The 23,457-nt window shown below is 66.3% G+C and carries 23 protein-coding genes; 13 read left to right on the plus strand and 10 right to left on the minus strand.

All coding sequences use genetic code 11. The features are described 5' to 3' along the window. Positions 1 to 138 precede the first annotated feature (138 nt). The 4 genes from hmpA (at position 139) to FOB72_RS03625 (ending at position 3,794) form a co-directional block, all read left to right on the plus strand. On the plus strand, positions 139 to 1,326 hold the full coding sequence (gene hmpA, locus FOB72_RS03610) for an NO-inducible flavohemoprotein (RefSeq protein ID WP_150371271.1): 1,188 nt from the start codon (positions 139 to 141) through the stop codon (positions 1,324 to 1,326). A gap of 172 nt (positions 1,327 to 1,498) precedes the next feature. Continuing rightward, complete coding sequence (locus FOB72_RS03615; RefSeq protein WP_223851406.1) at positions 1,499 to 1,993, plus strand: cupin domain-containing protein; 495 nt, start codon at positions 1,499 to 1,501, stop codon at positions 1,991 to 1,993. Positions 1,994 to 2,007: 14 nt separating this feature from the next. Then, positions 2,008 to 2,691: a DsbA family protein gene (locus FOB72_RS03620; RefSeq protein WP_150371272.1), complete on the plus strand. Its 684-nt coding sequence runs from the start codon at positions 2,008 to 2,010 to the stop codon at positions 2,689 to 2,691. A 122-nt stretch (positions 2,692 to 2,813) separates the two neighbouring features. Beyond that, complete coding sequence (locus FOB72_RS03625; protein ID WP_150371273.1) at positions 2,814 to 3,794, plus strand: aldo/keto reductase; 981 nt, start codon at positions 2,814 to 2,816, stop codon at positions 3,792 to 3,794. A gap of 103 nt (positions 3,795 to 3,897) precedes the next feature. On the opposite strand, the gene FOB72_RS03630 is transcribed toward FOB72_RS03625, so the two are convergent. Genes FOB72_RS03630 through FOB72_RS03640 form a run of 3 tightly spaced genes read right to left on the minus strand, consistent with a single transcriptional unit; the run spans position 3,898 to position 5,890 of the window. Continuing rightward, complete coding sequence (locus FOB72_RS03630; RefSeq protein WP_150371274.1) at positions 3,898 to 4,404, minus strand: 2,4'-dihydroxyacetophenone dioxygenase family protein; 507 nt, start codon at positions 4,402 to 4,404, stop codon at positions 3,898 to 3,900. Between the two features lie 16 nt (positions 4,405 to 4,420). Beyond that, positions 4,421 to 4,855, minus strand: coding sequence for an ester cyclase (locus FOB72_RS03635; protein ID WP_150371275.1), 435 nt, complete (start codon positions 4,853 to 4,855; stop codon positions 4,421 to 4,423). Positions 4,856 to 4,906: 51 nt separating this feature from the next. Next, positions 4,907 to 5,890 (minus strand): Bug family tripartite tricarboxylate transporter substrate binding protein, encoded by a 984-nt coding sequence (locus tag FOB72_RS03640; RefSeq protein ID WP_150371276.1) that lies wholly within the window; start codon positions 5,888 to 5,890, stop codon positions 4,907 to 4,909. 209 nt (positions 5,891 to 6,099) lie between these two features. Between FOB72_RS03640 and FOB72_RS03645 the strand changes: the two genes are divergently transcribed. From FOB72_RS03645 to FOB72_RS03655, 3 genes are all read left to right on the plus strand, one after another. Further along, positions 6,100 to 6,654 carry a VOC family protein gene (locus FOB72_RS03645; RefSeq protein WP_150371277.1) on the plus strand — a complete coding sequence of 185 codons (555 nt, stop codon included), beginning with the start codon at positions 6,100 to 6,102 and terminating at the stop codon, positions 6,652 to 6,654. Further along, the gene (locus FOB72_RS03650) at positions 6,651 to 7,427 is read left to right on the plus strand and encodes an SDR family NAD(P)-dependent oxidoreductase (RefSeq protein WP_150371278.1); all 777 of its coding nucleotides are present in this window, start codon (positions 6,651 to 6,653) and stop codon (positions 7,425 to 7,427) included. Before FOB72_RS03645 ends, FOB72_RS03650 begins: the two co-directional genes overlap by 4 nt. 61 nt (positions 7,428 to 7,488) lie before the next feature. Beyond that, the gene (locus FOB72_RS03655) at positions 7,489 to 8,637 is read left to right on the plus strand and encodes a LacI family DNA-binding transcriptional regulator (RefSeq protein WP_150371279.1); all 1,149 of its coding nucleotides are present in this window, start codon (positions 7,489 to 7,491) and stop codon (positions 8,635 to 8,637) included. 27 nt (positions 8,638 to 8,664) lie between these two features. Here the strand turns inward: FOB72_RS03655 and FOB72_RS03660 are convergent, their stop codons facing one another. The 3 genes from FOB72_RS03660 to FOB72_RS03670 all read right to left on the minus strand — a co-directional run bounded on the left by FOB72_RS03660 (position 8,665) and on the right by FOB72_RS03670 (position 12,423). Next, a complete protein-coding gene (locus FOB72_RS03660) occupies positions 8,665 to 9,948 on the minus strand; it encodes an Nramp family divalent metal transporter (protein WP_150371280.1) in 1,284 nt (427 codons plus the stop codon). Positions 9,949 to 10,061: 113 nt separating this feature from the next. Continuing rightward, a complete protein-coding gene (locus FOB72_RS03665; protein ID WP_150371281.1) occupies positions 10,062 to 11,315 on the minus strand; it encodes an oxalate decarboxylase family bicupin in 1,254 nt (417 codons plus the stop codon). 220 nt (positions 11,316 to 11,535) lie between these two features. Then, on the minus strand, positions 11,536 to 12,423 hold the full coding sequence (locus FOB72_RS03670; RefSeq protein ID WP_150371282.1) for a LysR family transcriptional regulator: 888 nt from the start codon (positions 12,421 to 12,423) through the stop codon (positions 11,536 to 11,538). A 124-nt stretch (positions 12,424 to 12,547) separates the two neighbouring features. Between FOB72_RS03670 and FOB72_RS03675 the strand changes: the two genes are divergently transcribed. The 3 genes from FOB72_RS03675 (at position 12,548) to FOB72_RS03685 (ending at position 16,004) form a co-directional block, all read left to right on the plus strand. Continuing rightward, on the plus strand, positions 12,548 to 13,336 hold the full coding sequence (locus FOB72_RS03675) for a citryl-CoA lyase (RefSeq protein ID WP_150371283.1): 789 nt from the start codon (positions 12,548 to 12,550) through the stop codon (positions 13,334 to 13,336). Positions 13,337 to 13,404: 68 nt separating this feature from the next. Beyond that, entirely contained in the window at positions 13,405 to 14,418 is a 1,014-nt protein-coding gene (locus FOB72_RS03680) for a tripartite tricarboxylate transporter substrate-binding protein (protein ID WP_150371284.1), read from the plus strand. Further along, complete coding sequence (locus FOB72_RS03685) at positions 14,415 to 16,004, plus strand: AMP-binding protein (protein ID WP_150371285.1); 1,590 nt, start codon at positions 14,415 to 14,417, stop codon at positions 16,002 to 16,004. The genes FOB72_RS03680 and FOB72_RS03685 overlap by 4 nt, the downstream gene beginning before the upstream one ends. A gap of 5 nt (positions 16,005 to 16,009) precedes the next feature. Here the strand turns inward: FOB72_RS03685 and FOB72_RS03690 are convergent, their stop codons facing one another. From FOB72_RS03690 to fabI, 4 genes are all read right to left on the minus strand, one after another. Next, positions 16,010 to 16,660, minus strand: a complete 651-nt coding sequence (locus FOB72_RS03690) for an alternative oxidase (protein ID WP_150371286.1) — start codon at positions 16,658 to 16,660, stop codon at positions 16,010 to 16,012. A 102-nt stretch (positions 16,661 to 16,762) separates the two neighbouring features. Next, positions 16,763 to 17,368 (minus strand): LysE family translocator, encoded by a 606-nt coding sequence (locus FOB72_RS03695; protein WP_150371287.1) that lies wholly within the window; start codon positions 17,366 to 17,368, stop codon positions 16,763 to 16,765. 22 nt (positions 17,369 to 17,390) lie between these two features. Further along, positions 17,391 to 18,245: an AraC family transcriptional regulator gene (locus FOB72_RS03700; protein WP_150371288.1), complete on the minus strand. Its 855-nt coding sequence runs from the start codon at positions 18,243 to 18,245 to the stop codon at positions 17,391 to 17,393. A 147-nt stretch (positions 18,246 to 18,392) separates the two neighbouring features. Further along, positions 18,393 to 19,178: an enoyl-ACP reductase FabI gene (gene fabI / locus FOB72_RS03705; RefSeq protein WP_150371289.1), complete on the minus strand. Its 786-nt coding sequence runs from the start codon at positions 19,176 to 19,178 to the stop codon at positions 18,393 to 18,395. Between the two features lie 179 nt (positions 19,179 to 19,357). Here fabI and FOB72_RS03710 point away from each other — a divergent pair, with 179 nt between their 5' ends. Genes FOB72_RS03710 through FOB72_RS03720 form a run of 3 tightly spaced genes read left to right on the plus strand, consistent with a single transcriptional unit; the run spans position 19,358 to position 23,455 of the window. Beyond that, entirely contained in the window at positions 19,358 to 21,244 is a 1,887-nt protein-coding gene (locus FOB72_RS03710; protein ID WP_150371290.1) for an extracellular solute-binding protein, read from the plus strand. A gap of 37 nt (positions 21,245 to 21,281) precedes the next feature. Next, positions 21,282 to 22,331: a microcin C ABC transporter permease YejB gene (locus tag FOB72_RS03715; RefSeq protein WP_150371291.1), complete on the plus strand. Its 1,050-nt coding sequence runs from the start codon at positions 21,282 to 21,284 to the stop codon at positions 22,329 to 22,331. Beyond that, the gene (locus FOB72_RS03720) at positions 22,328 to 23,455 is read left to right on the plus strand and encodes an ABC transporter permease (RefSeq protein ID WP_150371292.1); all 1,128 of its coding nucleotides are present in this window, start codon (positions 22,328 to 22,330) and stop codon (positions 23,453 to 23,455) included. Before FOB72_RS03715 ends, FOB72_RS03720 begins: the two co-directional genes overlap by 4 nt. The last annotated feature ends 2 nt before the right edge of the window (positions 23,456 to 23,457 follow it).

Below are 23,457 nucleotides of genomic sequence, written 5' to 3' on the forward strand. Positions count from 1 at the left end.
GCGCAGCGGCACATCGGCCGCGAGCCCGGTTTGCATCTTTTCACGGGGCTTAACCGACGGCTGGGCGCGCGGCGTTGCGAAGCCCGCGTTCGCCGCCTACGCTGAGTACGCCAATCACGCGAAGAAGGGAAGCTCGGCATGCTATCGACCGAACACCAGCACATCGTCAAATCGACGGTCCCGCTGCTCGAAGCGGGAGGGGAGGCGCTGACCTCGCACTTCTATGACCTGCTGCTGACCGAACGCGCCGATCTGCGCGGCATGTTCAACAGCGCGCACCAGGCCACCGGCGCGCAGGCGCGCGCGCTGGCGGGCGGCGTGCTGATGTATGCGAAGCATATCGACGAGCTCGACGCGCTCGGGGAGCTGGCAGGGCGCGTCGTCAACAAGCATGTCTCGCTGCAGGTGCAGCCGGAACACTATCCGGTCGTGGGCGAGTACCTGCTGCGTTCGATCCGGGAAGTGCTGGGTCCCGATGTGGCCACGCCCGTCGTCATCGAGGCATGGGGCGCGGCGTATGGGCAGCTGGCCGACATGCTGATCGCCGCCGAGCACGATATGTACGGTACGCAGGCCGCGACCGAAGGCGGCTGGCGTGGCTTTCGGCGGTTTCGCGTGGCGGAGCGCGTCGTCGAGTCGGAAGAGATCGTGTCGTTCCATCTGGTGCCGGAGGACGGCGGGCCGGTCATGGTCAATGCGCCGGGGCAGTACATCGCGATACAGGTGATCGTGGATGGCGCGCCGCTGCGCAGAAACTATTCGCTCTCGGCGGTTTCGGATGGCACGCGCTATCGCATCAGCGTCAAGCGCGATCCCGGTGGCGTGGTGTCGGGCTTCCTGCACGACCACGTGAAGGCGGGCGATATCGTCGAGCTCACGGCGCCCGCGGGCGTGTTCCAGCTTGCGGAAACGACGCGGCCGCTGGTGCTGATCGGCGGTGGCGTCGGTCAGACGCCGCTGATGGCGATGCTCGAAGCCGCGGCGGCGCAGGGGACGCGCGATATCCGCTACCTGCATTTCGCGCGCAGTCCGGCGGTGCAGGCGTTCCGCATGCGCGTGGAGCAGCTGGCTGCCGAGTATCCGCGGGTGACATTCGCGTTCTTCTACGACCACGATCCGTCGGTGCCGGGCGGCCTGCCGCCGGGGCGCGTGTCTCGCGACCTGCTGGGCGCGTCCCTGCCGGCCGATCGCGACGTGGATGTCTATATCGTGGGTCCGGCACCGTTCATGACGACCGTGGTCCAGTCATTGCGGGAACTCGGCGTGCCGCCCGAGCGGTGCATCACCGAGTTCTTCGGGCCGCATCAGGCGATGGCCATCGACTGATCGCGCGCCGTGCAGGAACGCGCCGCTGCGGCCGAACACGTGAAACTTTTCTGCATGTCGGAACTGCGGCCATTTGTTCCGCCGCGTATCAATTCATGTTCTCCTGCGGCCGTTTATCCGCGCGGCGCTGCTCCCTATAGTTCGAGCCACATGCAACCGAGAGGTATCGATCATGAATGGCATAGCGAGGCAGGCAGGCGTATGGATGGGCATGATGGCGGGCCTGGCGGGCGCATTGCCCGCGCCGGGCCACGCGGCGGGGCTGTCGCCGAAGGAGAACGGCGCCATCCGTCAGGAAGACATCAAGTGGTCGGCTTTCCCGGCGTTTCCGAAGGGCGCGCAACTCTCGGTCCTCGTCGGCGACCCCGCGCGGCCGGGACCCTACGTCGTGCGCGTGAGCGTGCCGGCGGGCGTGAAGCTGATGCCGCACGTGCATCCGGAAGACCGCATCTATACCGTGATCTCGGGCGTGTTCTATATCGGCCTCGGCGGCGAGTTCGATCCGCAGAAGCTCGTGGCCTATCCCCCGGGCAGCGTGATCGTGCTGCCGGGCGGCACGCCGCATTTCCACTGGGCGCGCTCCGGCGGCTACGTGACGCAGGTCACGGGTACCGGTCCGCTCGGCATCGACTACGTCCATGCCGACGACGACCCGCGCAACAAATGATCGAAGGACACGTCATGACGCAGGAACTCGAACTGATCTATATCGGCGACCCGATGTGCTCGTGGTGCTACGGATTCGGCAAGGAGATGACGGCCCTGCAGGCCAAGCTGGGCGAGCGGTATCCCGGCCTGCCGCTGCGCATACTCGTCGGCGGCATCCGCGCGGGCGCCACCGACGTGCTCGACGACGCGGGCAAGCGCTTTCGTCTGCAGCACTGGGCGCGCGTGGAACAGGCCAGCGGCCTGCCGTTCAACCGCGAGGCATTCCTCGCGCGCGAGGGCTTCGTCTACGATACCGAGCCGATCTGCCGCGCGGTGGTGGCGGCGCGTGGCCTTATGCCCGACGCCGATCTGCTGGCCGTCTTCCGCGCGCTCCAGCGGGCGTTCTACGTCGAGGGACGGGATACGACGGACGGCGCGGTGCTGGCCGAGGCCGCGGTCGCGGCGCTGACCGCGCAAGGGCACGATGTGACGGCCGAGGCGTTCCTCGCGGCATGGCGAAGCGACGCCGTGATGGCCGAGACCGCGCAGGATTTCCGCACGGTACGGCAGTGGGGCGTCAACAGCTTTCCCGTCGTCGCCCTGCGCGCCGGGCAGAACCTATATCAGGTGGCGGCCGGCTATACGCCCGTGGAAGCGCTCGTGAACCAGTTCGAGCGGGTCGTGGAGAGCGCCCGATCTTCCAGCGCAGCCGCATGACGTTTTCACGATCGCCGCATGATCTTTCCAGATAGAACGAAATATGATGTCGATGGCCGCCACGTTGCCCAAATGCACGGGGCGAATGCCATCGAACACATTTCGACTGTCTGGAGAGCGTAATGAAATACCGGAAGCTTGGCAGGACCGGGCTCGACGTTTCCGCCGTATGCCTCGGCTGCATGACCTATGGCGTGCCCGAGCGCGGCGCGCACCCGTGGACGCTGGATGAAGAACAGAGCCGCCCGCTGATCCGGCAGGCGGTGGAAGCCGGCATCAACTTCTTCGACACGGCCAATGTGTACTCGGATGGCACGTCGGAAGAGATCGTCGGACGTGCGCTCAAAGACTTCACGCGCCGCGAGGAAGTGGTCATCGCGACCAAGGTCAACGGCCGCATGCACAAGGGCCCGAATGGCGCCGGGCTGAGCCGCAAGGCGATCCTGCAGGAGGCCGACAACTCGCTGCGGCGGCTCGGCGTCGACTACATCGACCTGTACCAGATCCATCGCTTCGATTATTCGGTGCCGATCGAGGAAACGCTCGAAGCGCTGCACGACCTCGTCAAGGCCGGCAAGGTCCGCTATATCGGCGCATCGTCGATGTTCGCGTGGCAGTTCGCGACGATGCTGCATACGTCGAAGGCCAATGGCTGGACGCGCTTCTCCACCATGCAGAACTACGTGAACCTGCTCTATCGCGAGGAAGAGCGCGAAATGCTGCCGCTGTGCCAGGCGGAAGGCATTGGCGTGATTCCATGGAGCCCGCTCGCGCGCGGCCGCCTCACGCGCCCGTGGGACGAGAAGACGAGCCGTACCGAGACCGACGAGTTCGGCAAGAACCTCTACGCCCACACCGCCGATGCGGACCGCAAGGTCGTGGAAGCGGTCGCACAGGTGGCCCGCGCACGCGGCGTGCCGCCCGCGCAGGTGGCGCTCGCCTGGGTGCTGTCCAAAAGCGGGATCTCGGCCCCGATCGTCGGCGCGTCGAAGCCGGGCCACCTCGAGGACGCCGTGGCCGCGCTGGAACTGACGCTGACGAACGAAGAGCTCGCGCAACTCGAGGCGCCCTACGTTCCGCACGCGGTGGTGGGCTTCTCCTGATCCGTCTGTCGCGGCCTCAGGTCACGATTGTGCCGTCCACCGCCGGTCCGGATAGTAGAGCGTCAGGCCCGCAGCGACTAAATGGCCGCCCAGTGCTGTACGCTCAGTCGCGCGAGAATTTCGCGCCGCTCCCCGGCCGGATATAACGCGGCACCGGCAATCCCATCGCCCTGGCCGCATTGAGAATGCCGTCTTCGATCGCGCCCGCGTCGCGCACGCCCTGGAACTCGCCATCTTTGAAGATGACGTTCGCGCCGTACACGACCATAAAGCCCTCCGCGGGCTCCTTCGCGTCGGCCGGTACCGAGAACGTATGGATCGAGCCGCCCGGTTCGTAGAGATAACTCCCGGCGGTCTGCCGGTCGTCGGGATACTCGACGTAGTTCCATTCGCCGCGCGTCGTGAAGAAATGCACGGTTCCCGTGTGGAAGTGGGGCGGCAGCGTGGTGCCGGGATCGAACTTGCCGTAGAGCACCCAGACGCCGTTCTCGCGATCGAGAAACAGCGGGATGATGGTCGAGCCGGCCTCGGAGCCGGGGAACGGCGTGGCGTCTCCGATATTGACCGAGAGCAGGCGTTCCTGATGCGTAAAGGACTTGGGCAGTGCCATGATGGGTCTCCCGGGATTAGAGCAAGCCGAGCGCGCGCAGCTTGGCGTCGGGCGCCGAGTATGGACGTTCGCAGACGATCTTGTCGGAGCCCGGCGCGAACTCGAAAGTCGCCGCCATGCGCACGCGGAACGTGCGGCCGGTCGGCGCGAAGACCTTGCCATTGGCGCGCAGCGGTCCAAGATGGGTGCCCTGCAGCCAGAACTCCACGAGCACGGTTTCGTCGGCCGCGGCAATCGCGATGATCTCGTTCTTCAGGTCGGGAAAGGGCTCGCGCGAGGCATCGAAGTAGCCGCGTACCTCCGCTTCGCCGTCGAAGATCGCGCCGGTGCCGTGCATCTCGTAGCGCGGATGCGCGAACGTGCCGATGACCGCGTCCCAGTCGTGCACGCATTCGAGCGCCATATGATCGCGCACGGTCTGGATGCGTGCGGCGTCGAGTGTGGTCGTCATGAGGATTCCTGTGGTGACTTGTGTAGAGGGTGTCGAGGGTGCGGACAGGTTTCAGTCGAGGCTGATATTGGCCTGCCGGGCGATCTCCTTCCATATCGGGATATCGCGCGCGTTGATGGCCTGCTGCTCGGCGCCGGAGAGGTAGCGCGCGGAGATGCCGAGCGACAGCAGCTTGTTCACGACCTCGGGCTCCTTGAGCGTGCCCTCCAGCGCCGCGGACAGCTTGTCGACGATCGGCTTCGGCGTCTTGGCCGGCACATACGCGGCCCAGTTGAGCTCGCGGTCGAAGTCCACGCCCTGTTCCTTGTAGCTCGGCACCTGGGGCAGGCTCGGCGAACGGCGCGTGCAGACGGCCAGGGCCTTGACCTTGCCTTCCTTCACGAAAGGCGTGGCGGTGACCATATCGACGAAGCCCACGGCAATATGGTTGCCAAGGATGTCGGTGATGATCTGCGACGTGCCCTTGTACGGCACATGCTGCATGGCGATGCCCGTCTTCTGGCGCAGCACTTCGCCGCAGAAGTGGCCGGTGGAGCCCGCGCCCCAGCTTGCATACTGGATCGGCGCGGCCTGGCCCTGCGCCATCTGCCTGCGCGCCATCGCGATCGTCTCCGCGAGGTTGTTCGCGGGATAGCTGTTCGACGCCACCATCACGATCGAGGAACTGCCGATCGCGCCCAGGCTCTGGAAATCGCGCAGGGGATCGTAGGGGAGCTTTGCATAAGTCGCCGGCGCAAGCTGATGCGTCGACATGCCGCCGATCATGATCGTGTAGCCATCGGCCGCGGCCGTGGCCACCGCGTGGGTGCCGATGGTGCCCGCCGCGCCAGGCTTGTTCTCGACCACGACGGGCTGCCGCAGCCGCGCGGACAGCCGCTCGGCCAGCAGGCGCCCGAGGATGTCGCCGCCGCCGCCGGCCGAGAACGGCAGCAGCATGCGGATCGGGCGGTCGGGATAGTCGGCGGCGTTATCGGGCGCCGCGATCGACGCGGTGGATATCGCCAGCAGCAGGGCGGCGGCGAGCGTGGTCTTCATGCGGGGTCTCCATGAGTCGTCGCCCGTCGTCGGTCGCTGCGCGGGCGTTCTTGATTTCGCAAACGTGTGGAAACGTTTCCATAAAGTTTCGATCGAGGCGTCAGCAACGGCAATCATGGTTAACGCTATATGCTTGAACCGCCGCTGCTGCTCTACACTCTGAGATTGGAAACGTTTCCACAAATATTGCAGAGAACAGGGAGACCGGCATGAGCCAGCAGTTCGGCGGCGTGCGCCAGATCGGCTACGTCGTCCACGACATCGAACGCGCCATGCGCCACTGGAGCGAAGTCCTCGGCGTCGGCCCGTGGTTCTACAAGGAAGCGGTGGGCACCACCGAGTTCCGCTACTACGGCAAGCCATCGGCACTGCCGGACCTGTCCATCGCGCTGGCCAACTCCGGCGGGGTGCAGATCGAACTGATCCAGCAGCGCAACGACGCGCCGTCGTTGTATCTGGACTCGCTGGCACGCGGGGGCGAGGGCATGCAGCACATCGCCTACTGGACCGGCGACCGGTTCGACGTGTATGCCGAATGGCTGTGCGCGCGCGGCTATGTCGAGGGGCACGGCGGCCGCATGGGCATGCGCGGCCGTTTCGCGTACTACCTGCATCCGGACCTGCCCGGCAATATCGTCGAGATCTCGGAGATGGCGGGCGGCAAGGGCGAGTATTTCGCCACGATCGCCGCCGCCGCGCAGGCATGGGACGGCACGGACCCGATCCGGCGGATCGCGGTCCCGGCACCGGCGGTGAACGTATGAGCACGCTCGCCATCGACCCGCCGGCCTCCCGCGTTGCCGTGATCACGGGCGCCGCGCGCGGCATCGGCCTTGCGATCGGCCAGCGGCTGGCGGCCGAGGGCAGCGCGGTAGCGCTATGGGACCGCGATGCCGCGGCGCTCGATGCCGCCGCGGCGGCACTGCGCGAACGGGGCGCGCGCGTTCATGCGGTCGCCGTCGATATCACCGCCCGCGCGCAGGTGGAGCAGGCGTTCGCGCAATCGGTGGCGGCACTCGGCACGCCGACCGCGCTCGTCAACAACGCCGCGATCCTTGCGCGCAGCGGCCCGACGCTCGAGGCTTCGCTCGACGACTGGAAGCGCGCGTTCGACGTCAACGTGTTCGGCGCACTGACGTGCGCGCAGGTGGTCGTGCCGTCGATGGTGGCGGCCGGCTGGGGACGCGTGGTCAATATGGCCTCGGTCGCCGGCAAGGACGGCAACGCGTTCGCGGGTGCCTACGCGGCCTCGAAGGCGGCGCTGATCTCGCTGACCAAGAGCCTCGGCAAGGAACTCGCGGAGCTCGGCGTGCTGGTCAACTGCATCACGCCGAGCGCGGCCGATACCGAGATCTTTGGCATGTATCGCGAGGAAGAGCGCGAGCCGTTGCGCGAACGCCTGCTTGCGCGTGTGCCGATGAAACGCTTCGTGCGCGTGGAGGAAGTCGCAGAGATGGCCGCGTGGCTGTGCTCCGCGCAGTGCAGCTTCAGCACGGGCGCGGTGTTCGATATCAGCGGCGGCCGCGCGGTCTACTGATCGGTGCCCGACCCGATCGGCGATAATCCCACGCACCACTGCCCACCACGCTCACTCGTTCATGCGCCGCACGCGACCGCCCGATTCGGACAAGCCCGCTGACAAGGCCATCGCCAAGGCTGCAACGCGGCCCGTCGTGTCCCCCCGCGTCACGATCCGTGACGTGGCGCGCGCGGCCGGCGTATCGCTGGGCACCGCCTCGCGCGCGCTCAATCGCAGCGGTCCCGTGAGCGAAGCGGCGCTGCAGGCCGTCGAGCGCGCGGCCAGGGAACTGGCTTACGCGCCCGATCCCATCGCGCAAAGCCTGCGCACGGGGACGTCGGGGGTCGTGGGCCTGCTGGTATCCGACCTCGCCAACCCGCTCTATGCGCGCATCATCACCGCCGTGGAGATGCGTCTGCAGCGCGAAGGGTATGCGATGGTCGTCGGTAACACGCACAACAGCAATGCGCGCGAGGACATGATGGTGGAGCTGTTTCGCCGCCGTCGCGTGGATGGCCTGATCCTCGGCCCGTGCGAGGTCGAGCGTCCGGACCATTTGCGGCAGCTTGCGCGCGACCTGCCCGTGGTGGCGCTCGACCGCGACTTCGGCGACGAAGGTGCCGGCGTCCATGTGGACCACTTCGGCGGGGCCCGCGACGCCACGCAGTATCTGCTCGACCTTGGCCATACGCGCATCGCGCTGATGACCTCCGACGGCGCGCTGCGTCCCGGCCGCGAGCGCATCAACGGCTATCGGCACGCGCTCGCGGGTCGCGGCGTCACGGTCGATGACACGCTCGTGCGGTCGAGCCGCTCGGCCATGGACTTCTCGTTCAGCGATGCGCTGGCGTTGCTGTCGGCCCCGGATCGTCCCACGGCGTTTGTCTGCCTCGGCACGCGCATTCTGTCCGGCGTGCTGCAGGCCATGAAGCAGACCGGCCTGCGTGTCCCGCACGATGTCAGCCTGATCTGCGTAGGCGATGGCGATCTGCCGCAGCTGTACTCGCCCGCGATCACGGCGGTGAGCTGGGATCTGGAAGCCGTGGGCACCGCCGCGGCCGAGGTGCTGATGGGAGCGATCGGCGGCAGCGGGACGGCAGCTACGGCGACCGAGGCAGCCGATACCGCGGCCTCCGCCACGATCGATCCCCGCGCGCGCCGGGAGATCCGGCTGACCACGCACGTGATCGTGCGCGAGTCGTGCGCGCCGCCGCCCGCGCGGGCGTAGCGTACAGGCAGACGCCAGCGGCGGCCATCACATCACCGCCTGCCAGATCAGCAGGCCGTTCAGCGCGACGATCAGCACCGCCGCGGCCGACGCCGCCACCAGCACCCGGCGCTTCATCGCGAACTCGCCCATCACGCGGCGGCGCGCGCCGAGCACGAGCAGCGCGATCATCGGCAACGGCAGGGCCATGCTCAGTACCACCTGGCTCGCGATCATCGCGTTCGTGACGTTGCAGCCCAGCGCGACGATCGCGAATGCCGGGGCGATCGTCACCACGCGCCGCACCCACATCGGAATGCGCACGCGCACGAAGCCCTGCATGATGATCTGGCCGGCCATCGTGCCGACCACGGAACTCGATACACCCGAGGCCAGCAGCCCGATCAGGAAAATCACCGCGGCACCGCCGCCGAGGATCGGAATCAGCGTGTGATAGGCCACGCCGATGTCGTCGATGGCCGGCGCGCTCTTGTGGAAGACGGTAGCCGACATGACGACCATCGCCATATTGACGAGCGCCGCCGCGCCCAGCGCGAGCACGACCTCGCGGTTCGAGAAGCCGATCAGCCGTCGCCGCTCGTGCACGTTCGCCGTGACCGCGCGGTGCTGGGTAAGACCGGAGTGGAGGTACAGCGTATGGGGCATGATCGTCGCGCCGACGATACCGACCGCGAGCATCAGCGCATCCTTGTCGCGCAGATGCGGGACGATGGCATGCACGGCCACGGCAGACCAGTCGGGCGGGGCGATCAGCAGTTCGCATACGTATGTGCCGCCGATCACGGTCACGAGCAGCGCGATGGCGATCTCCAGCGGCCGAAAGCCGCGGGACTCGAGCGACAGCAGCGCGAAGGTGACCACGGCGACGATGCCCATCGCCGCGAGCATCGGCAGATGGCACAGCAGCGATAGCGCGAGCGCGCCGCCGAGAAACTCGGCAAGATCGGTGGCGATCGCCGCGACCTCCGACGCGACCCACATCGCGAGCGATACCGGCCGCGGGAAGTGTTCACGGCAGAGCTCCGCGAGATTGCTGCCGGTCACGATGCCCACCTGCGCCGACAGCGCCTGGAAGAACATCGCGATCAGGCTCGACAGCAGCACCACCCACAGCAGCTCGTAGCCATAGCGCGAGCCTGCCTCGATATTGGTGGCGAAGTTGCCGGGATCCATATAGCCGACCGAAGCGATCAACGCCGGGCCGACGAACGGCAGGAACGCGCGCAGGCCGTTGCGGCGCCCCTCGAGCGCCGCGCGCATCGAGCGCGACGTCCGGTCGGTCAGCGAAAGAGTGGTACTGGACGTTGTCATCGGTCGCACGGCATGTTCCCCCTGTCATGTGTGGCGCCTGTTATTGCTTGTTGTCCTGCGGTGTTGTCTTGCAACGCAGCGGGCGGCCGCGGCCGCCCGGGTGCCGCGCCGGCTTATTCCGGCATGATGTCGGGCCGGTCGCTCGGGAATTGTGCGAGCGTGGCGGCATCGATGTTCAGCGTCTGCATGACCATCTCCGGCGGGGTGTGCGCGAGCCAGTCGGACAGGCCCACCTCGGCGAAGTGATCGGCCTTGAAGACCTCGACCATGATCAGGTCCGTATTGCCGACGTTCTGCACGTAGTGGCCGAGGCCTTTCTTCACGTAGCCGATATCGCCCGCGTTGAAGTCCGCCGTCATCGCCTTGGGGCCGGTGTCGAACACCGTCATGCGACCCTTGCCCTTGATGTAGTACTGCCATTCGTCGGCATTCGGATGCCAGTGCAGTTCACGCAGGCCGCCCGGCTTCACCGTGACGAGCGCGGCGGCAACGTTCTGCGAGATCTTGAAGTTGCGGCTGTCGGCAATCTGCACCTGGCCGCCACGCGTCTTCTTCACGGGTGCGGAATCGGAGAGCGAGAACACCACGGGCAGCGCGGGCGGGCCCTTCTTCGATGCCGACGCGCGCTGCGCGGCGGCCAGCGGACCGGGCTCCTTGCCCTGGAAGATCCAGAGGTTATCGACGGGGATGTTCTTGAACGCGTCCGCGGGCACGCCGAAGTTCGCGGCCAGCACTTCGGGCGGCGTATGCGCGATCCAGTCGGTCAGCAGCAGCGTATTGAATTCCGATGCCATGCCGTTGTCGAACGCGATCAGGAATTCGGCGCCCGTGGTGCCCGCGCCCTGCAGCGAGTGCGGCAGGCCCGGCGGGAAGTACCAGAGGTCGCCGGCCTTCACGTCCTGCACGGACGGACGGCCTTCCTCGTCGAGCGTCGTGATGCGGCACTTGCCGTCGAGCATGATCGCCCACTCGGCTTGCTGGTGCCAGTGCATCTCGCGAATGCCGCCCGCGGACAGGCGCATGTTCACGCCCGAGATGTCTTTGGAGATTGCGAAGTCTTCCTGCGTGACCTCGCGTGCCCAGCCGCCGTTCTGGATGCGCTTGTGCGCATTGTTGAACGAGGCCCAGAACAACGGCATGCCGTTGACGTCGGTCGCCGGCGCGTTCTGGAACGAGGGGAACTGTTCCTGCAGCGCGGGGTTGCCCGGACCGGGATCCGTCAGGCCATTGCGATTGACCGCGTTGATGGCGCCTTCGGGCGGCCGGTCGGGGTTGCCGAAGGAGGCTGCATGGGCGGAGGCGGCAGCGGCGGCGAAGGCGGTGGTGGCAGCACCGATCATTACCTTGCGTCGGTTCAGGTCAGTCATGTTGTTCTCGCTGGTAGAGGAGGGGCTATTCGGCTATCTGGACTCTCATCGGTGAGTGATGAAGAGTTGAATCCAGTATTGGCCCGCGGCACTTTCCTCTGACTGACCGAACTATTACAAAACCGTCACTAAGCGGCGCACATCGGAAACCGGTACGTCATCGCGACAAAAACGCCGCCACCGATGGGAAGACCCCGCGCCGGGCGTCCGGCAACGGCGGTCACGTGGGGATATAGCTCAAGGCCACCTTGCGCAGCAGCGCGCCGAACGCGGTCTCCAGCGGCGCGCGCGCGCGGCGGCTGCTATAGATCAGGCCCGTCGTGCGCGTCGGACGCGGACTCTCGAGCGGGATGGCCTTCAGCGGAGAGTCCGGCGTCAGCGCATAGCGCGAGAGGATCGTCGGCGCGCCGGTCTCGCGCACGAGGTTCAGCAGCGACGGAATCGTGCCGGACTCGATGATCACGTTCGGTACCGTGCCGGCGGAAGCCAGCGCATCGTCGATGATCTGCCGCGTCTTGTAGCGCGCGGACAGCATCACCATGTCGCGCCCGTGCAGCTCGATCATGCGCACGCGCTTGCGCCGCGCGAGCGCATGGTCGCCCGGCAGAAACAGCACGAGCTCTTCGTCGCATAGCGGCTCGAACACCATGTCGTGCGCATCGGTCGGCTGGTAGGCGATGGCGAGGTCCATCTCGTTCCCCCGCAGCGCGCGCGTCATATCGGCCAGCGTCAGTTCCTCGATGGTCACGCGCACGTTCTCGTGCTGCTGCCGGAACAGCAATACCGTGCGCGGCACGATGGCCAGATTGAACGTCTGCGACGTGGCGATGCGCAGATGCCCCGACAGTGTGGCCGACGCCTTGAGCAGCGCGGTGCCGCTGTCCAGCGTTTTCAGCGCCTCGATGACCTTCGGCAGAAACAGCATGCCGGCCGCCGTCAGGCTCACGCGCCGCTCGGTGCGCTCGAACAGCACCATGTCGAGCTCGTTCTCGAGCTGCTTGATCTGGTGCGACAGCGTCGGCTGCGTGACGTGAACCTGCTGGGCGGCCGCGGTGAAGTTCAGCCGCTCCGCCAGCGCCACGAAATATCGCAGATGCCTGAGTTCCATGTTCGGGCTCGTATTCGCTATAGATGGTGTCGATGATTAGCATACAAATAATCTACTTTGTCAATCTAGCGCGTCTCCTTAGAATCTTCTCGAAACAAAGCGTGCAGACAACGCAGGAGGAGACATGAGAATCGGCAGGCAAGACGACCCGCATACCGCCATCTGCATGGCCGATGCGGACCACATCACCATCCGGGGCAAGGACCTCTGCGACGACCTCATCGGGAGGATCGGCTTCGCGGATTTCTATGTCTTTCTGCTCACGGGCAGCACGCCCACCGCCGCGCAGAGCCGGCTCGTCAACGCGGCCCTGGTCGCCATCGCCGAGCATGGCCTCACGCCGACCGTGCTCGCCGCGCGCATGACCTACGATGCCGACCCCGCCGCGCTGCAGGGCGCGGTCGCGGCGGGCATCCTCGGCGCGGGCACGGTCGTGATGGGAACGTCGGAGCTGTGCGGACGCTTCCTGCACGAGATCGTCAGCGCGCACGCGGCATCGGGCGACACGCTCGACGCCGTGGCGCAACGCGCGCTCGCGGCGCGCAAGGCCGCGGGGCAGACCGTGCCCGGCTATGGACATCCGCTCCATGCCGGCGGCGATCCGCGCACCGCGCGCCTGCTCGCGCTGGCCGAGGAACTGCAGGTCCGCGGCCCGTACCTCGATGCGCTGTTCGCGGTGGAGCGGCTGATTCCGTCGGTCTATGGCCGCCAGTTGCCGATCAACGCATCGGGCTCGATTCCGGCGGTGCTGCTGCAGGCGGGCTTTCCGGTTGGCGCGCTCAAAGGCATCCCGATCCTCGCCCGTACGGCCGGCTTGCTCGCCCATCTGTACGAGGAATCGGCCCGGCCCATCGGCTTTCTGATGGCCGACCGCGCCGACCGGTCGATTGCCTACGACGGCCCCGCGCGCTAGCGGTTCCGCCAAACAGACGACAGCGGACGCAACGACGTCCGCGCACCATCCCAAGAGGAGGAGACAAGATGACCCGAACCACGCCCCGCGCTCGACCGGGCGCCATGCCAGCGATGACAGGCGGCCGGCGCGCACTGCTGCTCGCCGCCTGCGCCACAGCCTGTGCGCTCGCATTTCCCGGCGCCCCACGCGCGCAGTCCGGCAAGACCACGCAGGTCATCGTCCCGTACTCGGCCGGCGGCACCACCGACCGCATCGCGCGCATCGTTGCCAACGGCCTCTCGCAGGAACTGGGCGAAACGTATGTGGTGGTCAACAAGCCCGGCGCGGGCGGCACGCTCGGCACCGCCGAAGTCGCGCGCGCAAAGCCCGACGGCAGCACGCTGGGCGTCGTGTTCGATTCGCAGGCCGTCAACCAGCATATGTTTCGCGCGCTGCCGTACGACACGTTCAAGTCGTTCACCTATGTCACGCTCGTCGTCTCCGCGCCGCACGTGCTCGTCACGAGCAAGCCCTACGCGTCGCTGGCCGCGCTGACGCAGGCGGCGAAGGCAAAGCCGGGCACCGTGTCGTTCGGGTCCACGGGGCAGGGCACGTCGAATCATCTGTATCCGCTGCTGCTAGGCAATCTGGCTGGCGTGGACCTGCTGCCCGTCCCGTATCAGGGCGGTGGCGGGTCGTTTCTGCCGGACCTGCTTTCCGGCCGCTACGACATGGCATCCGGCACGCTCGGCTACTTTCTGCCGTATATCAAGGACGGCCGCCTCCACGCGCTGGCCACCGGCGGCGTCAGGCGATCGCCGTTGCTGCCCAACGTGCCGACCGTGGCCGAGACCTATCCCGGGTTCGAGGCCTCGTCATGGGTGGGCCTGATCGCGCCGGCCGGCTTGCCGAAGGAGGCCGCCGACCGGTTGCGCAATGGGGTCCGCCGCGCGCTGGCCAACCCGGCGCTCAAGGAGCAACTGCTCGCCGAAGGCTACGACATCGAGGTCTCGTCGTCGGAAGACTTTGTCGCGCGCGTGCACAAGGAATCGGATCGGCTCGGTGCGCTGATCCGCGAAAAGAAGCTTGGCGAGCAATGATGGCGAATTCCGATTCACTGCTGTACTCGGCCGCCGGTGTCGGCGACATGATCGTCAACGCGCTCGAGCGCCACGGCCCGCGGACTGCGTTCGCCTGCCGCGGCCGCGCGGTGACCTATACCCACGTGGCCGAGCAGATCAGCCGCACGCTGCAGCATTTCGAGGCCATCGGCCTCAGGCGCGGCGATGCGATCATGCAGCTCACGAGCAATCGCCACGAGATGTTCGTGATCATGGCGGCCGCGTTTATCGGCGGCTATGTGTCCGTGATTCCGAACTACTCGGCCAGTCTCGACGATCACCGCTATATGCTCGAGGACAGTGGCGCGGTGCTGCTCGTCGTTGATGTGGCACGGACCGCGCGCGGTCAGGCACTCGTGAAGGACGCGAGCCCGACGTCGCAACAATCGTTGCGGCTGGCCTCGCACGATGCCGTGCCCGGCATCGCCGATTTCTGGCGCGAAGTTTCCGGCTACACACCGCGGCCGCTGAAGGCGTGCGAGGCGCCCGACGACAATATCCGCCTGATCTACACGGGCGGCACCACGGGCGTGCCCAAGGGCGTGATCACCGAGAGCCGCGCGCTCGCGTTTGCGTCGCTGCTCCATATCGCCGAACAGGGATTCGATAGCTCGACGCGGCTGCTCGTGTCGTCGCCGCTGTCGCATGGCGCGGGCGCGCTCGTCATTCCGGTACTGGTCCGCGGCGGCACGGTCGTCGTCCACGACGGCTTCGACGCGGACCGCACGCTCGATGCCATTCACGCGGGCGATGCGACCACGCTGTTTCTGGTCCCGACGATGCTCTACGCGCTGATGGACCACCCGCGCATCGCGGCGGTGAATCTCGGCAGCCTGCGGCGCATCGTCTACACGGCCGCGCCCATCTCGCAACACCGCCTCGCGCAGGCGCTCGCGCTGTTCGGGCCGATCCTGCACCAGAACTACGGGCAGACCGAGGTGCCGGGCACCATCCTGTCGCTGACCGCGGAAGATCATCTGCATCCGCGTGGCGACAAGCTGACTGCCGCGGGCAAGCCGTATCCGTGCGTGTCGGTGCGGCTCGTCGATGACCTGGGCAACACGCTGCCGCGCGACGGTGGCATCGGCGAACTGTGCGTCCGCGCGCCGCACGTGACACGCGGCTACTGGAACAAGCCGGAGGCCACGCGGGAACTGCTGCGCGACGGCTGGCTGCATACGGGGGACATGGCCTATCAGGACGCCGACGGGTACTTCCATATCGTCGATCGCAAGAAAGACATGATCATTTCCGGCGGCTTCAATATCTACCCGCAGGAACTGGAGAACGCGCTAGCGGGTCACCCTTCGATCGCAAGCGCGGCCGTGATCGGCGTACCCGACGAGAAGTGGGGGGAGGCGGTCAAGGCCATCGTGGTCCTGCGCACGGGCGCGGCAGCCACGGCGGAGGAACTCATCGCGTTCGTCAAAACGCGAAAGGGGCCGGTGATGGCCCCCAAGACGGTGGAATTCACGACATCGCTACCGCTGACCCCACTCGGCAAGATCGACAAGAAGGCATTGAGAGCTGGCTATTGGGAGGGACGCGCGAACGCCGTGGTGTAAGTCGATCACCCAACCTGATGCACCGCGGTCCGCGACAACGCATCCGCATACCCATGATTCACATCGCGGTGCCCACACTCGTCCTCCCGCACCGCCACCACCACATCCCGCAGCCGGGCCGTCGGCGCGAGGTTCCAGTAAGCGATGGCGATATCGGGCGCCGGCACGTTCTCCACGCGGCCCGCGTCGATCTCCGCGAGGTACAGCGTGTAGCTGATGACGGCCTGCTCCTCGAAGTACCCCACCAGCCGATGCGCGGTGCGCGCCGACACCAGGTACAGCACGAAGAACGCCACGAAGAACACCGCCTGCACCACCAGAATCACCGCGCGCTCGAACCAGCTGGGCCTGGCGATCTCGATAAACGTCATCAGGTGCATCCGTTCGTTCTCGGCCTCGTCCAGCAGCGTGCGAATCCAGTCATGGTCGTCGATCATCCACCGCAGGCACTTCAGGTGCACGAGCATCGCGCCGACCATGCCGGGCACCGCGGCCACGGTCTCCAGCACGATGGCCCGGTTGCCATAGCGCTTGGCGAAGAACGTATCCGCAAAGAACCGTAGCGTCAGCGTGATGCCAAGCGCGATACGGTCCGAGAGGCTGCGGGTTTCACGATGCAGATCCAGGCTGAGGGGGGTGTTGTCATGGGCTTCCATGATGCGCTCCGTTGAGTCGTCGTCGTTTAATGTGTATTCACGATACATCTTTAAACGGACGACAGCAAGGACATTTTGCTGCCCCGCAACAGTAGCGAACCGCTAACCGAGAAACCCCCACCAGGCCGAGCCGAACAGCAATACCGCCATCAGCCGGTCGAACCGCTTCACCCAGACCGCCGACCGCAAGAGCCGCGCGGCCGCGGCACCGAGCCAGGCCCACACGAACATGCAGGGAATGGCCACGCAGAAGAACACCAGCGACAGCAGCGCGACGTCATGGGTCTGGTCGGCGTCATGCCCGGCAAACAGGCTGACGACGGCAATTCCCATCACCCATGTCTTCGGATTGACGAGCTGCAGCCCCGCCGCGCCGAGAAAGCCAAGCGGCCGCGCGGCCGGCGCGCCGCTGACTTCCACGCCGGTGGGCGCGCTGCGAAACAACTGCCACGCCATGCGCGTGAGCCAGAGCGCGCCGGCCAGCGCCATCGCCCGCTGCAGATCGGGATGCTCGGCCAGCGTATGGCCAATGCCGAGCCCCACGGCCAGCACGAGCAGCGCGGCACCGCCGCAGCCGCCGAGAATCATCGGCACCGATGCGGTCACACCGCGCCGCGCGCTGTTGGAGAACACGAGGATATTGGTCGGCCCGGGCGTGATCGATGCCACGAAGGCGAACAGGAGAAAGGGGAGGAGGGCGGGATTCATGCGCCCAGTATTGCGGCGCGGCCTAGGGGGCGTCTGGAACGTTTGAGCAGCGCTCACGGTAGTGCGCGGGCGTCATGCAATAGGTGCGCCGGAACCAGCGGCCGAGGTGGCTCTGATCGGCAAAGCCCGACGCCGCGGCCGCATCCGCCGGTGTCGCGCCCGTGGCCATGAGCCGCCGCGCATGCGAGAGCCGCAACTGCACGAGGTAGGCATGAGGCGCAAGCCCGAACGCGGCCTTGAACGCGCGTGTCAGCCGATAGCGATCCACGCCGGTCGCGCGGACCAGATCGTCGAGCCCGATATCCTCGGCGGCATGCTCGTGCAGGAACTCCCGCGCGCGCTGCGCCACCACGGGCAGCCGCGGATCTTCCCCGATGCGCCTGCGCCAGTGCACATGCGCGGTCAGCCGATCGAACAGCGCATCGAGCGCGGCATCGCGGACGATGCGGAGCTCGGGATCGTGCGTGGCCCGGAAGGCGTCGGCCGCCGCCGTCGCCAGCGCGGCATCGGGCATCAGCGTATGGGCGAAGCTCGGCTGAAAACGATCGGGCATGTCGGGAAACAGCGCGCGCAGGCGCGTATCCACCATGTGCGGATCGAGGCAGAGAATGGAGTAGGTGAACCCGTCGGGCGCTACCGCGTGGCCGTCATGCACCTCGCCGGGTTCGAGCATGAACACCTGGCCCGGCGTGCTGCTGATCAGCGACTTGCGGCAATGGAACTGCTGGATGCCCTGCTCGGTATAGCCGACCATGTAGTAGTCGTGCCAGTGCGGGTCATAGGCGTGCCCCTCGAAGTGCGCGCGCAGCGTCTCGATCCCCGAGGCAGCATCGTGCCGGAGGTCGATCCAGTTGCGGGAGGGGGTAGCGGTGTCCATGACGGTCGGGAGGGCGGCGGAACGACGATGTTACCGCGCCCCGCGCCGGCCGGTCTGGAACGTTTGTGCAGCACCTGCGCGCCCCGCTCGTCGAAGAGCGGGGCCATCGGGCGCAGGTCCTAATGCACGGACGTCAAGGCACGGACATTACTCGTCGTCGACGCTCGCGCCAACGATATTGAAGCCGCCGTCCACATACGTGATCTCGCCGGTCACGCCGCTCGACAGGTCGGACAGCAGGAACGCCGCCACATTGCCGACTTCGTCGATCGTCACGTTGCGGCGCAGCGGGGCCACGTTCTCGAAGTGACCCAGCAGCTTGCCGAAGCCCTTGATGCCCGACGCCGCGAGCGTCTTGATCGGACCGGCCGAGATGCCGTTCGCGCGAATGCCGCGCGGGCCGACCGACGAGGCGAGGTAACGCACGCTCGCCTCGAGCGATGCCTTGGCCAGGCCCATCGTGTTGTAGTTCTGCACGACGCGCTCGGAGCCGAGGTACGTCAGCGTGACCAGCGATGCCTTGTCCGACAGCAGCGGCAGGGCGGCCTTCGCGAGTGCAGGGAAACTGTAAGCCGAGATATCGTGCGCAATGCGGAAGCCTTCACGCGACAGGCCCTCGAGGAAGTCGCCGGCGATCGCCTCGCGCGGCGCGAAGCCGATCGAATGCACCAGACCGTCGAATTTTTCCCAGCGTTGCCCCAGATCGGAGAACAGCGCGGCGATCTGCTCGTCGCTGCCGACGTCGCATTCGTACACCATGTCCGTGCCGAATTCCTTGGCGAAGTCGTTGATGCGGTCCTTGAAACGTTCGCCGACGTAGGTGAAGGCCAGTTCGGCGCCTTCGCGCTTGCAGGCCGACGCGATGCCGTAGGCGATCGAGCGGTTGGACAGCAAGCCAGTGATCAGGATCCGCTTACCTGCCAGAAATCCCATTAAATTCTCCAAGGTGTAATGTCTTGCGGGCATGCTTCATGCACGCGCATGCCAAAGGGAATGTCCGGATGGCTGGTAGCTATCCGGACCCATGTAAAATTGTCGCACATCTTTGCCTGGCCTCTGGCGGCCAGGTGGGGTCGGGATATGTCGGGATATTCTTGGAGGTCTGCATCGGGATGCTGATTCGCGCACGTTGGCCGCTTCAGGCGGCAAGGCAGTATTTCCGTCGTGGCGCGGTACTGCAGTGGGGTCTGGCACTGGCGCTCGTGCTGGCTTCGGGTTTTCCCCTATCGGGTTACGCGGCGCATGGCTTTGCGCTGCACGGCGATCTCAAGTATCCGGCCGATTTCAAGCAATTCGACTACGTCAATGCGGACGCGCCGCAGGGTGGCACGCTCACGCTCGCCAACCCGGACCGCCGTACCAGTTTCGACAAGTTCAACCCGTTTACGCTCAAGGGCACGTCCGCGCCGGGCCTGAACACGCTGATGTTCGAGTCCCTGCTGATCAGCAGCGCCGATGAAACCGCCAGCGCCTACGGTCTGCTTGCCGAAGATGTCGCCGTGGCCCCGGACGAGATGTCCGTGACCTTCCGCATCCGCCCGGAGGCGCGCTTCGCCAACGGCGATCCGGTGCTGGCATCGGATGTCAAATACTCCTACGACATGCTGATGGGCAAGTGGGCCAGCCCCGGCTACCGCAGCATGTGCATGGACGTGAAGGCGGTCGTGGTCACGGGCGAGCGCACGGTTCGCTTCGACTTCAAGCAGCGCAACGGCGAACTGCCGCTGATCGTGGGGTCGCTCCCCGTGTTCTCGAAGAAATGGACGGCCAAGGTGCCGTTCGAGAAGCTGACCTTCGAGGAGCCGATCGCCAGCGGGCCCTACCTGATCGAGCGCTATGACGCCGGTCGAGGCATCACGTTCAAGCGCAATCCCGCCTACTGGGGCAAGGACCTCGCCGTGCGCCGCGGCACGTTCAACTTCGCGCGTGTGGTCTATCGACTCTACAAGGACGAGACCGCGCGGCTCGAGGCATTCAAGGCGGGCGAGTTCGACGCGATCGTCGAATACCGCGCGAAGAACTGGGCCAAGAGCTACGACGGCCCGCGCTTCCGCGACAAGGATCTGATCAAGACCGAGTTTCCGCATCGCAACGGCGCCGGCATGCAGGGCTTCGTCATGAACATGCGCAAGCCGGTGTTCCAGGACGTGAACGTGCGCAAGGCGCTCATTCTCGCCATGGATTTCGAGTACCTGAACCGTCAGTTGTTCTATGGGGCATACAAGCGCCTCGACAGCTGGTTCTCGAACAGCGAACTCGCGGCGAGCGCCACCTATGACGGGCGTCCCGGTCCCGGCGAAATGAAGCTGCTGGAGCCGCTGCGCGCCGAGCTGCCGCCCGAGGTGTTCGGCCCCGAGGTCGTCCAGCCCACCACGAATCCGCCACGATCGCTGCGGGACAATCTGCGCGAGGCACGCCGCCTGCTCGCGGCCGCCGGCTGGACCTACGAGGATGGTGCGCTGCGCAATGCCAAGGGCGAACCGCTGGTCTTCGAGTTCCTCGACGACGGCGGGGCGATGAGCCGCGTGATCACCACGTACGTGCGTAACCTGCAGACGCTCGGCATCGAGGTGCACCAGCGCACGACCGACTTCGCGCTGTACCAGAAGCGGCTCGAGGACTTCGACTTCGACATGGTCTCCATCCGTTTCCCGGACTCCCAGAGCCCCGGCAACGAACTGCGCGACCGTTTCTCGTCGGAAGCGGCCGCCATGCCGGGCTCCGACAACCTGTTCGGCCTGAAGTCGGCGGCGGTGGACAAGCTCGTGGACGCGGTGCTGCACGCGGAGTCGCGCGGCGAGCTGATCACGGCCGGCCGCGCGCTCGATCGTGTGCTCATGCACGGTTACTACATCGTGCCAAACTGGTACAGTGCATCACACCGGGTGGCGTATCGGAAAGCCCTGTCGTACCCGAAGCGCCTGCCGTATTACTACACGGCCGAAGGCTGGGTCCTGGGCAACTGGTGGCGCAACGATCTGCAGCAGGCCACGCAGTAAGCAACGCAACGCGCGCCATGCGCAATCGACGACGGCCATGATCGCCTACCTCCTCAAACGCATTCTGCTGATGATCCCGACGCTGGTCGGGGTCATCACGCTGACGTTCATCGTGATCCAGTTCGTGCCCGGCGGCCCCGTCGAGCAGATGATGATGGAAATGAAAGGGCGCGGCGGCGCCGGCGAAGCCAGCGGTGGCGGTGCCGAATATCGCGGCCGCCGTGGCGTGGATCCCGAGAAGATCAAGGAGATCCAGGCGCTGTACGGCTTCGACAAGCCGCCCATCGAGCGCTACTTCCTGATGCTCAAGCGCTTCGCGAGCTTCGACCTCGGCCAGAGCTATTTCCAGCACCGCAGCGTGTGGGAACTGGTCAAGTCCAAGCTGCCGGTGTCCATCAGCCTTGGGCTATGGACGTTCTTCCTCAGTTATCTGATCTCGGTCCCGCTCGGCATCTCCAAGGCCATTCGCGCGGGCAGCCGGTTCGACGTCATCAGCAGTCTCGTGGTGCTGGTCGGTTACGCGATTCCTGGCTTCGTGCTCGGCGTGCTGCTGCTCGTGCTGTTCGGCGGCGGCACCTTCGTGCAGTGGTTCCCGCTGCGCGGCCTGACCTCCGACAACTGGGACCAGCTCTCGATGATGGGCAAGGTCATGGACTATCTGTGGCACCTCGTGCTGCCGATCACGGCGTCGGTCGTGGGCAGCTTCGCGGTGGTCACGATGCTGACCAAGAACGCGTTCCTCGAGGAAATCCGCAAGCAGTACGTGCTGACCGCGCGCGCCAAGGGCCTCGCGGAACGCCGCGTGCTGTGGAAGCACGTGTTCCGCAACGCGCTGATTCCGCTCGTCACGGGTTTCCCGGCCGCATTCATCGGCGCGTTCTTCACGGGGTCGCTGCTGATCGAGACGCTGTTCTCGCTCGACGGCCTGGGCCTGCTGTCCTATGAGGCGGTGCTGCGCCGCGACTATCCGGTCGTGCTCGGCACGCTGTACCTGTTCACGCTGATCGGCCTGATCACGCGGCTCATCTCCGATGTCTGCTACGTGCTCGTCGATCCCCGCATCCATTTCGAAGGGATGCCCCGATGACCGCCCACGCGCCGCACGCGCACTCGCTTCCCCATTCGATGTCGCCGCGCCAGCGCGCGTGGCAGCGCTTCCGCCATAACCGGCTCGGCTACTGGAGCCTGATCCTGTTCGTGCTGCTGTTCGTCTTCAGCATGGCCGCGGAGGTCCTGTCCAGCGACCGCCCGCTCGTGGTCCGCTACAAGGGCGACTGGTACTTCCCGATCGTCAAGGTCTACCCGGAGACCACGTTCGACGGCGATTTCCCGACGCGCACCGACTATCTGGATCCGTTTATCCGCGAGCGCATCACCACGCATGGCAACTTCGCGGTGTTCCCGCCCAACCGCTATTCGTACGACACGCTCAACTATTTCGCGAAGGAGCCGAACCCGGCGCCGCCTTCGTCCGAGAACTGGCTCGGCACCGACGACCGTGGCCGCGACGTGCTGGCGCGGCTGCTTTACGGCTTTCGCGTCTCCGTGCTGTTCGGCATGGCGCTGACGGTGATCGGCGTGCTGATCGGCACGCTCACGGGCGCGCTGATGGGCTTCTTCGGCGGCCGCTTCGACCTGATGTCGCAGCGCGCGATCGAAGTCTGGAGCTCGATGCCGGAGCTGTACCTGCTGATCATCTTCGCGTCGATCTTCGAGCCGAGCCTGAGCCTGCTGATCATCCTGCTGTCGCTGTTCGGCTGGATGGGCTTGTCCGATTACGTGCGCGCCGAGTTCTACCGCAACCGCTCGCTGGACTACGTCAAGGCGGCCCGGGCACTGGGTTTGTCCAACGCGCAGATCATGTGGCGCCATATCCTGCCCAACAGCCTGACGCCCGTCATCACGTTCCTGCCGTTCCGCATGAGCGCGGCGATTCTCGCGCTGACCAGCCTGGACTTCCTGGGCCTCGGCGTGCCGCCGACCACGCCGAGTCTCGGCGAACTGCTCGCGCAGGGCAAGGCCAACCTCGATGCCTGGTGGATCTCGGTGTCCACGTTCGCCGTGCTCGTCATCACGCTGCTGCTGCTGACCTTCATGGGCGACGCGCTGCGCGATGCGTTCGACACGCGCATGGGCCTGGCCCAGCTGCGCGGCCGCGTGCGGCCCAAGGTGCCGGCTGCCGCCGCGCCCGCGCCGGAGGTGGTGTCATGAGC

The organism is Cupriavidus pauculus, from assembly GCF_008693385.1.
GTDB lineage: Bacteria > Pseudomonadota > Gammaproteobacteria > Burkholderiales > Burkholderiaceae > Cupriavidus > Cupriavidus pauculus_D.

Coding starts and splice junctions, on each gene's coding strand:
- FOB72_RS03685 (WP_150371285.1), top strand. CDS start 14,415: ATGATGGCGAATTCCGATTCACTGCTGTACTCGGCCGCCGGTGTCGGC.
- FOB72_RS03625 (WP_150371273.1), top strand. CDS start 2,814: ATGAAATACCGGAAGCTTGGCAGGACCGGGCTCGACGTTTCCGCCGTA.
- FOB72_RS03675 (WP_150371283.1), top strand. CDS start 12,548: ATGAGAATCGGCAGGCAAGACGACCCGCATACCGCCATCTGCATGGCC.
- fabI (WP_150371289.1), bottom strand. CDS start 19,178: ATGGGATTTCTGGCAGGTAAGCGGATCCTGATCACTGGCTTGCTGTCC.
- FOB72_RS03645 (WP_150371277.1), top strand. CDS start 6,100: ATGAGCCAGCAGTTCGGCGGCGTGCGCCAGATCGGCTACGTCGTCCAC.
- hmpA (WP_150371271.1), top strand. CDS start 139: ATGCTATCGACCGAACACCAGCACATCGTCAAATCGACGGTCCCGCTG.
- FOB72_RS03655 (WP_150371279.1), top strand. CDS start 7,489: ATGCGCCGCACGCGACCGCCCGATTCGGACAAGCCCGCTGACAAGGCC.
- FOB72_RS03620 (WP_150371272.1), top strand. CDS start 2,008: ATGACGCAGGAACTCGAACTGATCTATATCGGCGACCCGATGTGCTCG.
- FOB72_RS03630 (WP_150371274.1), bottom strand. CDS start 4,404: ATGGCACTGCCCAAGTCCTTTACGCATCAGGAACGCCTGCTCTCGGTC.
- FOB72_RS03720 (WP_150371292.1), top strand. CDS start 22,328: ATGACCGCCCACGCGCCGCACGCGCACTCGCTTCCCCATTCGATGTCG.
- FOB72_RS03615 (WP_223851406.1), top strand. CDS start 1,499: ATGAATGGCATAGCGAGGCAGGCAGGCGTATGGATGGGCATGATGGCG.
- FOB72_RS03695 (WP_150371287.1), bottom strand. CDS start 17,368: ATGAATCCCGCCCTCCTCCCCTTTCTCCTGTTCGCCTTCGTGGCATCG.
- FOB72_RS03715 (WP_150371291.1), top strand. CDS start 21,282: ATGATCGCCTACCTCCTCAAACGCATTCTGCTGATGATCCCGACGCTG.
- FOB72_RS03660 (WP_150371280.1), bottom strand. CDS start 9,948: ATGACAACGTCCAGTACCACTCTTTCGCTGACCGACCGGACGTCGCGC.
- FOB72_RS03640 (WP_150371276.1), bottom strand. CDS start 5,890: ATGAAGACCACGCTCGCCGCCGCCCTGCTGCTGGCGATATCCACCGCG.
- FOB72_RS03690 (WP_150371286.1), bottom strand. CDS start 16,660: ATGGAAGCCCATGACAACACCCCCCTCAGCCTGGATCTGCATCGTGAA.
- FOB72_RS03680 (WP_150371284.1), top strand. CDS start 13,405: ATGACCCGAACCACGCCCCGCGCTCGACCGGGCGCCATGCCAGCGATG.
- FOB72_RS03665 (WP_150371281.1), bottom strand. CDS start 11,315: ATGACTGACCTGAACCGACGCAAGGTAATGATCGGTGCTGCCACCACC.
- FOB72_RS03650 (WP_150371278.1), top strand. CDS start 6,651: ATGAGCACGCTCGCCATCGACCCGCCGGCCTCCCGCGTTGCCGTGATC.
- FOB72_RS03670 (WP_150371282.1), bottom strand. CDS start 12,423: ATGGAACTCAGGCATCTGCGATATTTCGTGGCGCTGGCGGAGCGGCTG.
- FOB72_RS03700 (WP_150371288.1), bottom strand. CDS start 18,245: ATGGACACCGCTACCCCCTCCCGCAACTGGATCGACCTCCGGCACGAT.
- FOB72_RS03710 (WP_150371290.1), top strand. CDS start 19,358: ATGCTGATTCGCGCACGTTGGCCGCTTCAGGCGGCAAGGCAGTATTTC.
- FOB72_RS03635 (WP_150371275.1), bottom strand. CDS start 4,855: ATGACGACCACACTCGACGCCGCACGCATCCAGACCGTGCGCGATCAT.